Raw genomic sequence first — 13,438 nt, forward strand, 5'->3', positions numbered from 1 at the left:
ACTACATTTGTTCACGGTCCGGGTATTGAAGTTGAAAAATACGCTTTGAATGCTACTGTCGTTATGGGCGATTATGTCTATTTCATGATTGTTGTAAATAACACTGGGGACTGTGCATTGCATGATGTACGTGTAACCGAAATATTCGATTCAGATGAGATGGACTATGTCAATCACACTGACAGCTCCGTATGGACTAAAACCGGTGATGTTTTCACTTATAATGGTGTTTTAGACGTTAATGGAAGTGTCCGTTTCACTATCTGGTTTACAACTAAGGTGAACGGTACAATCGTAAATACCGTTAACGCTACATCCAAAGAAACCAAAAACGTAACAACACACAATGAAACCCTCGTTGTAAATCCTAACATGACTGTTGAAAAATTAACATTAAATGAGACAGTTGTCATAGGAGATGATGTTTACTTCATGATCGTCGTTACCAACACAGGTGACTGCGACCTGTCCGATGTTGTTGTAACCGAAAGCTACAGTTCAGACGAACTGACTTTAAAAGACTTCAGCAATAAGGATTTATGGACTAGATCTGATGATGTTTTCACATATAATGGTGTTTTAACACCTGGCGAAAGTGCTAACTTTACTGTATGGTTTACCACTAAAGTTAACGGCACTGTAGTCAACACAGTTAACGCATCATCCAATCTGACTGAAAACAAAACCTCCAAAAACACTACTGATGTTGAAAAAGAATTATGTGATTTAGAAATCTCCAAACTGGTATCTGCTTCCGAAGTATATGTAAACCACTTTGTTGAATGGACCATAATTGTTGTAAACAACGGTCCTTTCACTGCAAAAGATGTTATTGTAAACGATACATTGCCTGAAGGCATTGAAATCATTTCATGCTCACATACATACGAACAGAAAGCCAACAGCTTAATCTGGAAACTCGATGACTTAAAAGTCAATGACACTGTTGAAATTATGCTGTTTACCAGAGTTCTTGAGGAAGGCAAAATCGACAACTTCGTTTGCGTCAACACAACCACTGACGAATCAGATTATGATAACAATAATGCTACAAACACAACCTTTGTAAATCCAATTTGTGATTTGATTATTAACAAGACTGTTAATGCTTCAAACGTTTATGTAAATGATACTGTCCAGTGGACAATCAGCGTAATCAATGCTGGTCCAAGCACTGCCAAAAACGTTAACGTTAAAGACACCTTGCCGGAAGGTGTTGAAATTATAGATTTCAACGCTTCTGCAGGTAGTTTTTATCCTAATACTAGGATTTGGGAGATTGGTGAATTAGAAGCTAATAAACCTGTTTCTCTTGTTTTAGTAACAAAAATCTTAACAGAAGGCACAATAACCAACATTGTAAGCGTAAACACAACCACTGACGAATCAGACGAAACAAACAATAAGGCAAATAATAGTACTGTAGCCGATCCTATTTGTGATTTGGCCATTAACAAGACCGTTAATGCTTCATTTGTCTATGTTGGAGACAATGTGGAATGGATTATTACTGTCGTTAATGCCGGTCCTAGCCAAGCTTCAGATGTAAAAGTCAAAGACACTCTTCCTGAGGGTGTTGAGATAATCTCTGCATCTGCTGATGTTGGCAGTTTCGATAAGGATACTAGGATTTGGGAGATTGGTAAGTTAGATGCTAACAAGCCTGTTTCTCTTGTTTTAGTAACCAAAATCAACGCTGAAGGAAACATTACAAATATCGTAATCGCAAACACTACTACCCATGAGTCTGACAAAACAAACAATGAAGCAAACAACACCACTGTTGCAAATCCAATTTGTGATTTAGAAATAGTTAAAAAAGTTGACAGCACTGTTGTTTATCTCAATGATAGCGTTATCTGGACAATTGAGGTCATAAACCATGGCCCAAGTGTTGCTGAAAATGTTGTTGTTCGTGATGTCTTGCCTGAAGGTATTAGTCTTGTCATTGCAATTCCATCTACAGGCAGCTATTCAAACGGAATCTGGAACATAGGTGAATTAAGAGTAAATACTCCAGTAACCTTAGAATTGATTACTCAAGCAGTAAAAGAAGGCAATATTGTAAATGTTGCTTCTGTAAACTCAACAACTCCTGATTCTGATGAATCAAATAACATTGCAAACAATACTACTGAAGTGCTTCCGGTATGTGATTTGGAAATTACAAAACTTGTCAACGCAAGCAGTGTAAACATTACTGATCTGGTTGAATGGACAATTACCGTTGTAAACAACGGTCCGTCCGCAGCTTCTGATGTTGTTGTCAGGGATATTTTACCAGAAGGTCTTAAATTCATCAGTGCAAAACCATCTGTAGGTAAATTTGCTGATGGAATTTGGACTGTCGGAGATTTGGATGCAAACACACCTGTATCATTGGTAATCATTACTCAAGCTGTAAAAGAGGGCGATATTGTAAATGTTGCTATTGCAAACAGCTCAACCAAAGACAGCAATGAATCAAACAACAAGGCAAACAACACAACTCATGTAGAACCGGTATGTGATTTGGAAATAATCAAGATTGCAAGCTCCAAAAAGGCTTATGTCGGTGAGGAGCTTACCTGGAAAATCATGGTAACCAATCACGGTCCAAGCGCAGCTCTTAACGTAAAGGTCTTTGAAGACATTCCAAGCTCACTTAAATTAGTTAAAGCTTCAGCTTCCAAAGGATCATACAACAAGAAAACCAACATTTGGACAATCGGCAAACTCGAAAGCGGATTAAGTGAAACACTTGTTATTACTACCAAAGTCTTAAGTGTAGGAAATATCACCAATCCAGTTGATGTCACATCAACCACTCCAGATTGTGATAAATCCAACAATAAGGCTAACGATACAATTGAAGCTAAGGCTATTGTGGATTTAGAAGTTTCTGTAAAATCTGATAAATCCCAATACAGAGTCGGCGACAAGATTGTCTGGACGATTACTGTCAAAAATCATGGTCCAAGCGATGCACATGAAGTCATAGCGATTGACAACTTACCGTCAACCGTAAAATTCATTTCATACAAGTCATCCAAAGGAGACTATGATCCGCAAACAGGCGAATGGTATATCGGCGATTTGGCAAACGGTGAAAGTGCAACAATGCAAATAATCTGCATTGCACTTAAAGTAGGTAAAATTACCAATGAGGCAATCGTTTCCTGCAACGAAACTGAAAGCAATTATGAAAACAATCATGACAAAGCTACAGTTGAAGTAATTGGAAAAGAGTCTCAAACTCCTGAAAAGCCACATAAAATCCCAAGTGAGCCAGCTCGCATGCTTGAAACAGGTAATCCGATAGCATATCTTTTAGTGACAATAGCTATTGTTTTAGGTAGTATATGGATTCCACGCAGAAAAGAATAATATTCAAAATAAGAATTAACTAGATTTCATATCTAGTTACTTTTTCCTTTTTTTATTTTTTACACAGACAATTTTTTACGAAACTATATTTTTTTTAATTTTGAAATTTTTTTTACAAAACCATCAAAAAAGCAAAGCTTTATATATAACCTCAAAGTAATAATTATATGCAATTAAAATTAGATATAATATAACCACACCATTATATCGATGTAATCTGACTCTATACGAAATCACTCAAATAGGGAGTTGATAATAATGCCACAAGTGAAATTAACTGCAAAGGGAAGTGCAGTGTTCTTCTAAATCGAATACGGTTACTTAAACCATAAATGACTGTTGCCGTTATATTTGTACTTTATTAGAGTTTATAGTCATCTTCAGGTATCTTGAACTCTCGAAAACTTTATCATCATCATTAGGGGTAAAATATGGTAATTAGAAGAGATAATAATGTAAATTTAGAAAGGGTCGTTAAAAAAGCTGTCAACAATAATCCGGAGTTTCATTTCTATGTAGATGAACTCACGGCAAATAATTACATGCCTACATATGCAGGTATGGCCGATGAAAAATACACATTCAATGAGATGGATGAAGGATTTTTCAGTTTCCTCAACCGTAAAATCTCAGAAAATGGAGTGTATCTTAGAATCTGCTATCTGACAGGCGAAATTGTAGACCACGAGGCGATTTTCAATATTGATCTGGCAGGCCGTGAGCTGGCATACAAAACCAACGACTTTGACAATCTCATCGTTGTCGACATGTCAGACTACGGTATAAAGATCACTTCAGATGAGATTGTTCTGGGAACAACCATAGATGGAGGATGCGGCCATACTCCGTACTTTGCAGAATTCGGTTCATCCAGGGGAAATGAATCATATCTGTCATGTGACAATCCGCTGAATAAGTTTCTAATCAATTTGATTAACGAATTTCTAGACGAGACATGAAAGGAGGCGATAACATTCACTGTTAAATGTTAATTTTACATGAGGTAGATTTTGATAGATTTCGTGAGGTTTAAATGAGAGTCAGTTCAGTTAAATACATAGATGAGATTGTAGATTTTGTAAGTGCAGAAACATTAAAAGCTATTGATTGGGGAATATTGGATTTAAGTCATATAAAAGACATCCAGCTTAAAAGCATACTTCTTCTTCTGGAAGATGCATTGACTGTAGAGTTAGAGAGAAATTACAGGGAAAACACAACTGGGATTTTTAGGGTATCCTGCCTGAAAGGGGTTTGGTATTATACAGAAAGGGAATTTGAAATCCATGCGGATTCACTTAAGGAACTTGAAATGCGAGTTAAAGGACAGAATAAAATCTGGTATGTATTTGACGAATATTTGATAGGAGGTAAAAGTGTTTAAGATAAACGAGATTAAAAGTTTTGTATTAATGATTGCGTATCTGTTGGCATGTGTAGTATTTGGAAATATTTTAATGTGAGGTGTAAATGTGATTTGTCCAAACTGCGGTGAAAAATCAAGGGACGTGTTTGAATATTGTAGACATTGCGGAAGCAAACTTTCAGGTGAGCTTTCAGGGGACTTCAAAACTGAAATGCTGAATGTCTTCAGGCACTCGGATGGGTATATTTACCTGTTCAGTGTCAACGGAAATCAGGTAATCTTAAAGGCGGAGTCTTTGCAAGATTTGGCAGAGAAGGTTAATGAAAAAAGGTTTCCATGGGGTTTTCGTGACGGAAAAACAGATAAAAAAGCACAAAAAATTGAAACAGTCAAAACACCACTCCCTGCAAGCGAATTTCTAAAGGCAAGTTCACTTAAAAGTCCGGAAATCCTCGATTCATCATCATCTAAAAAAGCTGAAGAAAGTTATGTTCCCGAATATGAAGTTTCACGTGTTATTGAAACTTCAATTGACTTTTCCAATGTCAAACCTAAAAGAAATCCTTCAAAAGTTCGTGAAATTCCAGAAAGTGAAATTTCAACGGAATTTGGAATAAGAGGAGTATTTAAGGAAAAAGGTCAGTGGGCATTCAGGACAAACGATATTCCATATACTCTTCATGACGACCGTCTTGTAAACCTTCAAAACAAGGTTGAGGCAAAAGAGATAGGCTGGGAAATAATTGATGAAATCCTGGCCCGTGAGGCATATAATCATGATGAAGAAAAAATAAGGCAGCGCGACAGTGAAATCCTTCTTGAAAGAGAGCAAAATAAGGAATTCTATGAAAATAAAGACAAACAGATTACTGATTCCTCTCAAAAAAGAACAAAGGAAGTAGAAGGCATGCTTGAGAAAAAGAATATGGACAGATTGCTTAAATAATCAAACTGACAGCCTCCTGATTGTAAGTTTTTTCACATACTCTATTTTCTTACAATCCGGGGGCACAATCATGATGACGGCCATTTGACTGCAAGTTTTTTTTTCTGTCGAATTCATTATATCACTTAACTCCTATTTTTTCTTGCAGTTAAATGGTTAATTTATCAAAACTTTTTTATTAAATATTTTTTAAAATAATATTAATGAATTTTCTAAACATTCCACAGGATTTTATCGTCTCTTCAGATGATGAAAAAACAGAATATGATTTCTGCTTGACAGTTCACACCAACGGTGACAAGCTCAGATTCGCTGTTGAGGGAGAGTCAACTTCATGGCTGAATCCCGATGACTGTTTCATGGACAGAATCCAGTTCGGGAACTTGAATCCCCTTTTTCGAAAGAAACATCTTCTGGCAGAAATTAAAACTAAAAACTCATTTGATGAAGCTGTCGGATATCTGAAAAATGAACGATATGGAAAAGCCATTGACATTTTGGATAAAGTCCTGTATTATGATCCTGAATATGGCGAAGCAATTCTGGCCAAATCAAAGGCATTATACGGCCAGGGCCATTTTGTAAAGTCCCTGAGACATTATAAAAAGGCAATCAAAATCAACAATAATCTCAATGATGTTGACTTTCACAAGCTGCTTTTAAAGAATGCTTCCGAGGAGAGGGACAGCTTTCCTAAAATCAAGAAAAACATTTACAATGGTGATGAAGCTTTCCGGAAAGGTGATTATGAAAAGGCATTGCATTTCTATGACAATGCATTGGCCAATCCGACCAGATTCAAGGATAAGATTCTATCAAAATTATTAAACAAGAAAGCCACCAGTCTATTTAAACTGAAAGACTATGAACAGGCTTTGGCGTATTTCAAAAAATCGATTGACGCCAAACCCAATGACAAGGCATATTTCCACATAGGAATTATTGAGTATTTTCTGGGAAGGCAACTTTCAGACGAGTTTAAAGGCCATCTCAACATTTCCAAAGGCCAGCTTATAAAAAAGGCAGGCATACTTAACGATATTGGAGAGTACCAACTGGCTCTGAATTGTCTGGAGGAATACTTTGAAAAGCAGTTTTACATAAATGACAGGTATATTCTGGCTTTAAATTTAAAACTTGGCATTTTAAAGGCTCTGGAAAAATCAGTCGATGAAGTCGAAAGCCAGATTCATGACATAATGGATTTTAAGGATAGCTGCATTGAAAATTAATTTGTTTTTATCATTTGGGGTATTTTTTACCAAGTGCAAATTTCTTGTTAGTACATGCATATTGTCTTGCGAATTTTTTTCCATTTCATTATATTATTTATTCAAATTAATTAAACCGATTATAATTCGACATGAAAATATATTGTATATTAATTTAATCAATTGAATCTGCAAGTATATTGTACTCAAAATATCATCGCCAATTTGCACAATATTTATAATCTGTGAGTAACATATGTATTAATTGGTGAGTTTAAAATGGATGATGAAACATTGAAAAAATATGCCTACGTCAATATTTCCACATACAGGGCGAAGGCTGTAAAATCTCTTAAAGACCAAATCAAAACACCTACCAAAATTGCTAAGGACACCGGAATCAGAAAGAACCACATTTCCAAGGTTCTAAAGGAGCTTAAGGATGAGGGTGTTGCAGAATGCGTCAACGAAGAGGCATATCGAGGAAGACTATATCGCCTTACCAAAGAGGGTAAGGAGATTGTTGACCTGCTGGACTAGTTCACAGTTGGCTGCCTTTAAGAAAATTTTTTAATAAGTTTCATATAAACAATTAATTATGTCAGACATTTCAAAAACTACTATCAACATGCCTAAAGGCATGAAAAAGGAACTCAAAAAAATCGCTGTCGACGAAGAAATGACACTTTCTGATTTAATTGTAAAGATGATTAATGAAGCTATAGAAAACAGATGATAACTGCTGAAATGCAGGAAAAGTTGTGTGGGGGTTTAAATGAAATTTTCAGGATTTTTGAATGTTTACCAGATGGATGACTTGAGCTGGAAATACGAATTTGGAGATAAATCCCACAGTGCATCAACACTGAAGGATCTTGAATTTCTTGTTCGTATGCACGGTCTTAAATGGGCAATACTCGATAAGGATTTGGCCAAGAAATCCATCAAGGCCGATGAACTGAACCAGACCGGATATCTGAATGTGTATATCAGGCCGTCTGCCGGAGGGTCTCGGTGGTGCTACCGGGGTAGTGATCTGTCCTCCACCAGCCTTGAAACGCTAAAGAAAAAGGTTTTAAAGGAAGGTCTTCAATGGAAGGTAACTGATGAGAAACTTGCAAACAAGTCATTCAGTCTTGATTTGAAAAAATACAATGAACTGCTGTTTGATTAGTCTCTAATCTTTTTTTATTAATTTATGTATTGTTTCATCCTCGTTTAATTGATTTAATAATGAATGTAAGCACTTGCTTTCGAAAAAGCTTAAATACTCTTTTTATTATAATTTAAATTGTACAGTGTTTTGCATATTAAAAACGAAGAGTTTTAATCTTGCTAAAACGGATGTGCAAAAATTTATTGATTCCTATGGTAGAGAAGGTTGGCCCGAAGTTTAAAGGTATACGAAAGGGTGAAACGATAAAATTTTACCAGAAGAACTTCACAATTCATGTTGAATTGGATACTCTTCGAAAGAGAGGATTGAAAAAAGCACTTCAGATATGTGCAGCGAAAGATAATTCCATATAGATGAAACATTGATAGGTGATTATATGATTGTGAAGTTGGTTTTAGGGTGTGAAACGAATCAATAAATTGGCATATAGGGTTTAAAATGGTGGTGAGAAACCAATAGAAGTAAAATTAAATTTTTACTTCTATTAAATTCTATATCATTTTTTTTAAGTTAGAATTTTTTTTACTGTTCATGGGATTTTTAAGTTTATCCCTGATTTAAATATTAAGTTTTTTTAATGGTGACAATTGGGAATTTTTCAAAATCTGTAAAATTTTGATTGAAAAGCATTGAAAGTTCATTTAAATAATAAAAGAATTATACAATTATATAGAAATTTTTAGGTGAAACTTATGGAGTATGAAATAACTGGCGGTTCATTTCCAACCGTAATATGTACCCTTAAAAAGGGAGAAAGAATGAAAGACGAGACCGGAGCAATGTCATTTATGACTTCAAACATCAAGATGGAAACCAACACTGGCGGAGGATTTCTGAAAGGTCTTGGAAGAGCATTGTCCGGAGATACAATATTCCTGAACTTCTTCACAGCACAGCAGGACAATGAAAAAATCGCATTTTCAGCATGCTATCCTGGAAGAATCATTCCAATCCGACTGAACGGATCCAACACCATAATCGGTGAGAAAAATGCGTTTCTGGCCGCTGAAGACGGTGTTGACATTGACATATACTTCAAAAAGAATATTGGTGTAGGGCTGTTTGGTGGAGAAGGTTTCATTCTTCAGAAATTCACTGGAGAAGGAGTATTATTCCTTGAAATTGACGGTGAAGTCGTTGAACACGACCTGGCACCAGGTGAAAGACTGCTCATCAATGAAGGTCACATTGCCGCAATGGAAGAGACAGTTGACTTTGACATTGAAATGGTTAAAGGTGTCAAGAATATGGTATTCGGTGGAGAAGGTTTGTTCTTTACTCGTGTAACCGGCCCTGGTAAAGTCTGGATTCAAACCATGCCTATCAGGAAACTGGCCGATGCAATAATTCCGTTCATACCTGAAAAAGAAAAATAAGAGTTTATTTTCCAATAAACTTTCTTCTATTTTTTTTTAAATATCCTAAAATTTACCTGAAATATATTGGATGAAAAATACTTTTTGCGCATGCCTCATGATTGGGTAAATTTCTATTCAACATCCAAATCGGGCTTGTTTTTCTTTTGGTGCGCATACCATGTAGTATTTTCAATCAGACATTCCCTTGCAAGGTCTACGATATCCTCTTCACGTTCCACATATTTGTTGTTTCTGATTTGAATTGAAGTCTTTTCAAAAAGCATTCCCATTCTTCTGTGCTCTTCAACCTTGCTTGAAAGAGACATCTTTCCATAGTAGTTTGAAAGGAAAATAGTAATGGCAGACATGGTACCTATGCTTATTTTAAGTCCGGCACGGATTTTGCCTGCAGTTACGGCATCAAGAACAGGATAAAGGTACATGTACGCTTCAAATGCAAGTGTAATGAAATAAGTAAGAACGGTGACTCCAAGAACGATTCTTTCGATTAAATCATTTGTTTCTTTATGTTTGACAGCCCTTTGAAAAGCGGAGAAGTGGTAGTCCCTCTGGTCGTTTATCCACAAATTAACGACAGGTCTTTTTTCAACTGGTTTAGATAAATCAAGTCCGGACAGTATTTGATAAACCCATTTGACATCGTTTTTGATGAACCATGGCATGATGTCTGTGACCTTGGTTTTAGCGCCGGCTATTGAAAGGAAGTATTGTGTACGCAGTGATTCAGCAAGAACCCTGTATTCAAGATACTTTTCATGATTCCTTTCACTTCTGGAGCTTCTGAATGCATAAATCAATATGAAAATCAGGATTATACATATGACTATCAGCCAGTGCTGCTCAACCTCATCATATATAAGAAAGAGAAAAGCTATTGCAGGTGCAAGATAAGCAACGTTTTTAAGGTTTTGTTCATGTTTTTGACTATTTTTGATGCTTAACGCATCAGCGGCTCCATAAAGATCATCGATTTCTTTTAGTGGGGATGGGATGTTGTCTTCAATATGGGTAAGTTCACTGCTTTTTATTGTTTGCTTTTCTTTAAGGAATGTTTCTTTAAGGTTCATGCATGCACCAACTGAATGTTATGATTATATTTAATTTGCTGATTAAATATGCTTTTTGGTAGTTTTTTCAATTTTTAAATCAGTCAGTATTGAAAAATTATATATTGCAATTATTCTAAAAATAGTTGTGGAGATTATATGAACAGGGAAGATTTCATTTCTCAGTTAAGAAAAAGGCAGGCCTTGACGTATCACAGGCAGGTCCTGTAAACGGGATTGTGAAGAAACTTCCTTGCAATGGGAATTTTAATGATGCCTGGCTGATAATGTAATCCGTTTAAAAAATAGAAAATTTCATATATAATTTGAAGGTGTTTTGCCATGAAATGTCCGGTATGTGGTCATGAAGTCGAGGAAGGCGAGGAATACTGTCCGAATTGCGGAAATGATGTATATTGCATCGACGAATACGATGATTAAGTTTTTTCAGATTCATTTTTTAAAAGTCAATTATCACTAATTGATTTAGTGGCTTTGAATCATTGCGTGAAGTGAATTTTCAAACAGGATAATTTTTAATATGAGGACTGTTATCAATGGAAGAATTAAAAAGACAGTTGGATGAATTGAACCGAGATATTCTTGCTCTAGAAAATCGGATTGATGAGGCTAAAAACGAAGCCGAAGCCAATATAGTTCCATTGGAAATGGAGCTTGAAAGAGTAAGAAATGAAAAAAGGAATTTCGGTTTGAAAAACGACTTTGAGACAGTACAGTCCCTAAGAAGAAGGGAAAACAATCTGAAATTCAAAATTGATTCCCAATGGAATTTGCATTCCATTTTAATTGAAGATTTTTCTAAACTAAAAAGAAAAAGGCATGACCTGGAATCCCAAATCAAGCTTGAAGAGGACAAGATTAAAAGAAGCAATGAAATCAGGGCCAAAATGGATATTGTTATTGCAAACTACAGAAAAACCCAAAACCTAAGACAGGCTGCTATCGACTCAAAGATTTCACCTGAAAATGTCCGGCAGTGGTATGACTGGGGAGCGAATGACTTTGACGAAATCTATTCCTATTTTTACGGACAAATTAAAGAAATTGACGATTATTTCAGGGTTTTGGAGACTGAAAAGCTTAAACGACAGATGGATGATGTTGTTGAGGCATACATGAAAACCAATTCTTTGAAAAAAGCTGCAGAAATTGCACATGTCAGTTATGATACTGTCCAGTACTGGTATGAATGGGGTTCACGAGGGTTCGGTGCCGAAAACAGCTATTTTTATAACAGAATTAAACTGATTGAATAACCCATAATTCTAATGCTAAATTCTTTTTAAATTCATATATTATTATTTTTTATAATGATGTAATATAATTTATTCATTTGGGAGATAAATGTTTAATTTTTATATATGTGATTATTCAATTATTTAATGATGAGGTATATATCCAAAGGCGATTTGGAGATTGTCGCTGTAAACTCCGGAATACTGATGGTCGGTATAGGAATAATGTGTCTGGTTCCAATAGTTATTGACCTGCTCTATTTTGAATTCAATACTCTCAGTTTCGTTGTTCCTTCCGTAATGTCCATAGGTTTCGGATATTTCCTGATGCATTACTTCAAGAAATCCAGGTCAAAAAAGGTAAAGATGAAGCATGGGATGATGATTTCGTCCCTTGCATGGTTTTGGGCCGGGATAATTGGAGGATTGGTGTTCTCCCTTGCGACAAACATTCCGATTATTGACGGCATTTTCGAAAGCGTTTCAGCACTGACAGGAACAGGAATAACAATTTATCAGAACGTGGAGATTTTACCTCAAAGCATACTTTTTTTCAGAGGATTCGAACAGTGGATTGGAGGATTGGGAGTAATAGTTGTGGTATTGATGTTCATAACAGGTTCCGGAAGCATTTCATCAAAGCTTTACTATTCTGAAGCCCGTGAAGAAAAGTTAAGGCCAAGCGTCAAAGCCACCATTAGGGAAACCCTTAAGATATATCTTGTTTTTACAGTGCTCGGAACTGCAATGCTGATATTGGCAGGGATGCCTGCTTTCGATTCTCTCTGCAACACTTTCTCCCTGATTTCAACAGGAGGAATGGCAGTCAAGAATTTAAACATAGGATATTACCATAATGACATGATATACCTGGTTTCCATCGTTATAATGATAATGGGTTCCGTCAGTTTCCTGGCATATTACAGGATTATAAAGACCAGAGGAAAATCCCTGATAGGTGACGTGCAGTTCCAGGCACTCTTAACCATAATAGCGGCCGCCACTTTAGTGCTTTATTTTCTTTCAGACATCATACCTATGGAACTGCTTTTTACTGTCACATCCGTCATCACGACAACCGGTGCCAGTGTGGCGTCAGTTGAAGCGATGGCTAACTGGCCGTCCTTTGTCCTGCTGAGCTTTATGGCCATGATGCTTGTAGGGGGTTCAAGCGGTTCCACTGTCGGTGCGATAAAACTCATAAGAATAATAACATTCCTTAAGGGAATATTCGGCGGTGTCAGGGAAATCATATCTCCCTCCAGAAGTGTTTTTACAGTAAAAATCAATGGAATCAAGATACCTGAAAAGGCAATCAGTGCGGCCGGAAACTTCATTGCACTTTATCTGATGTTCATACTGTTGACATGGGCGCTGTTCTGTCTTTTCGGATATGATCCTTTCAGAAGCCTTTTTGCAGCAATATCTCTGCAGGGAAACAACGGCCTTGAGCTTGGAATAGTCAACCATACGATTCATCCGATTTTGAAAATCGTCAGCATGTTCGACATGTGGACAGGAAGGCTTGAGATTTACCCTATACTGATAGTCTTCAGGGCGGTATTTGAAGTATTTAGAAGGTAATGCTTATTTTTCTATTTCAAGGAGTTATTATTCATATTTTTGCTATACTCTCTCTTTAAATAATTTTTAATGTTTTTAAATAGACATGGGTGTTTTTTCAGTTATCT

13 protein-coding genes are annotated in these 13,438 nt (G+C 36.2%); 12 read left to right on the top strand and 1 reads right to left on the bottom strand.

Annotated features, from left to right (window positions below; all coding sequences use genetic code 11):
- From ACKI2P_RS02910 to ACKI2P_RS02950, 9 genes are all read left to right on the top strand, one after another.
- Positions 1–3,366: hypothetical protein (locus tag ACKI2P_RS02910; RefSeq protein ID WP_407374843.1), on the top strand; the 3,366-nt coding region annotated here is incomplete at its 5' end.
- Positions 3,367–3,797: 431 nt separating this feature from the next.
- On the top strand, positions 3,798–4,325 hold the full coding sequence (locus tag ACKI2P_RS02915; protein ID WP_407374845.1) for a hypothetical protein: 528 nt from the start codon (positions 3,798–3,800) through the stop codon (positions 4,323–4,325).
- 74 nt (positions 4,326–4,399) lie between these two features.
- Positions 4,400–4,750, top strand: a complete 351-nt coding sequence (locus ACKI2P_RS02920) for a hypothetical protein (protein WP_407374847.1) — start codon at positions 4,400–4,402, stop codon at positions 4,748–4,750.
- 88 nt (positions 4,751–4,838) lie between these two features.
- Positions 4,839–5,678, top strand: a complete 840-nt coding sequence (locus ACKI2P_RS02925; RefSeq protein ID WP_407374849.1) for a zinc ribbon domain-containing protein — start codon at positions 4,839–4,841, stop codon at positions 5,676–5,678.
- Positions 5,679–5,881: 203 nt separating this feature from the next.
- Positions 5,882–6,910 carry a tetratricopeptide repeat protein gene (locus ACKI2P_RS02930; RefSeq protein WP_407374851.1) on the top strand — a complete coding sequence of 343 codons (1,029 nt, stop codon included), beginning with the start codon at positions 5,882–5,884 and terminating at the stop codon, positions 6,908–6,910.
- 273 nt (positions 6,911–7,183) lie between these two features.
- A complete protein-coding gene (locus ACKI2P_RS02935; RefSeq protein WP_407374853.1) occupies positions 7,184–7,429 on the top strand; it encodes a winged helix-turn-helix domain-containing protein in 246 nt (81 codons plus the stop codon).
- 58 nt (positions 7,430–7,487) lie between these two features.
- Positions 7,488–7,625 carry a Met repressor gene (locus tag ACKI2P_RS02940; RefSeq protein WP_407374855.1) on the top strand — a complete coding sequence of 46 codons (138 nt, stop codon included), beginning with the start codon at positions 7,488–7,490 and terminating at the stop codon, positions 7,623–7,625.
- A 39-nt stretch (positions 7,626–7,664) separates the two neighbouring features.
- Positions 7,665–8,063, top strand: a complete 399-nt coding sequence (locus ACKI2P_RS02945; RefSeq protein WP_407374857.1) for a hypothetical protein — start codon at positions 7,665–7,667, stop codon at positions 8,061–8,063.
- 695 nt (positions 8,064–8,758) lie between these two features.
- A complete protein-coding gene (locus tag ACKI2P_RS02950) occupies positions 8,759–9,442 on the top strand; it encodes a TIGR00266 family protein (RefSeq protein ID WP_407374859.1) in 684 nt (227 codons plus the stop codon).
- A gap of 113 nt (positions 9,443–9,555) precedes the next feature.
- Here ACKI2P_RS02950 and ACKI2P_RS02955 read toward each other — a convergent pair whose 3' ends face one another.
- A complete protein-coding gene (locus tag ACKI2P_RS02955; protein WP_407374861.1) occupies positions 9,556–10,512 on the bottom strand; it encodes a hypothetical protein in 957 nt (318 codons plus the stop codon).
- A 321-nt stretch (positions 10,513–10,833) separates the two neighbouring features.
- On the opposite strand from ACKI2P_RS02955, the gene ACKI2P_RS02960 reads away from it, so the two are divergent.
- From ACKI2P_RS02960 to ACKI2P_RS02970, 3 genes are all read left to right on the top strand, one after another.
- Positions 10,834–10,932 carry a zinc-ribbon domain-containing protein gene (locus tag ACKI2P_RS02960; protein ID WP_407374862.1) on the top strand — a complete coding sequence of 33 codons (99 nt, stop codon included), beginning with the start codon at positions 10,834–10,836 and terminating at the stop codon, positions 10,930–10,932.
- A 116-nt stretch (positions 10,933–11,048) separates the two neighbouring features.
- Positions 11,049–11,768: a hypothetical protein gene (locus ACKI2P_RS02965; protein WP_407374864.1), complete on the top strand. Its 720-nt coding sequence runs from the start codon at positions 11,049–11,051 to the stop codon at positions 11,766–11,768.
- Between the two features lie 126 nt (positions 11,769–11,894).
- The gene (locus ACKI2P_RS02970) at positions 11,895–13,331 is read left to right on the top strand and encodes a TrkH family potassium uptake protein (RefSeq protein ID WP_407374866.1); all 1,437 of its coding nucleotides are present in this window, start codon (positions 11,895–11,897) and stop codon (positions 13,329–13,331) included.
- The last annotated feature ends 107 nt before the right edge of the window (positions 13,332–13,438 follow it).

Origin of the sequence: Methanobrevibacter sp., assembly GCF_045541095.1 — an archaeon.
Taxonomy (GTDB): Archaea; Methanobacteriota; Methanobacteria; order Methanobacteriales; family Methanobacteriaceae; genus Methanocatella.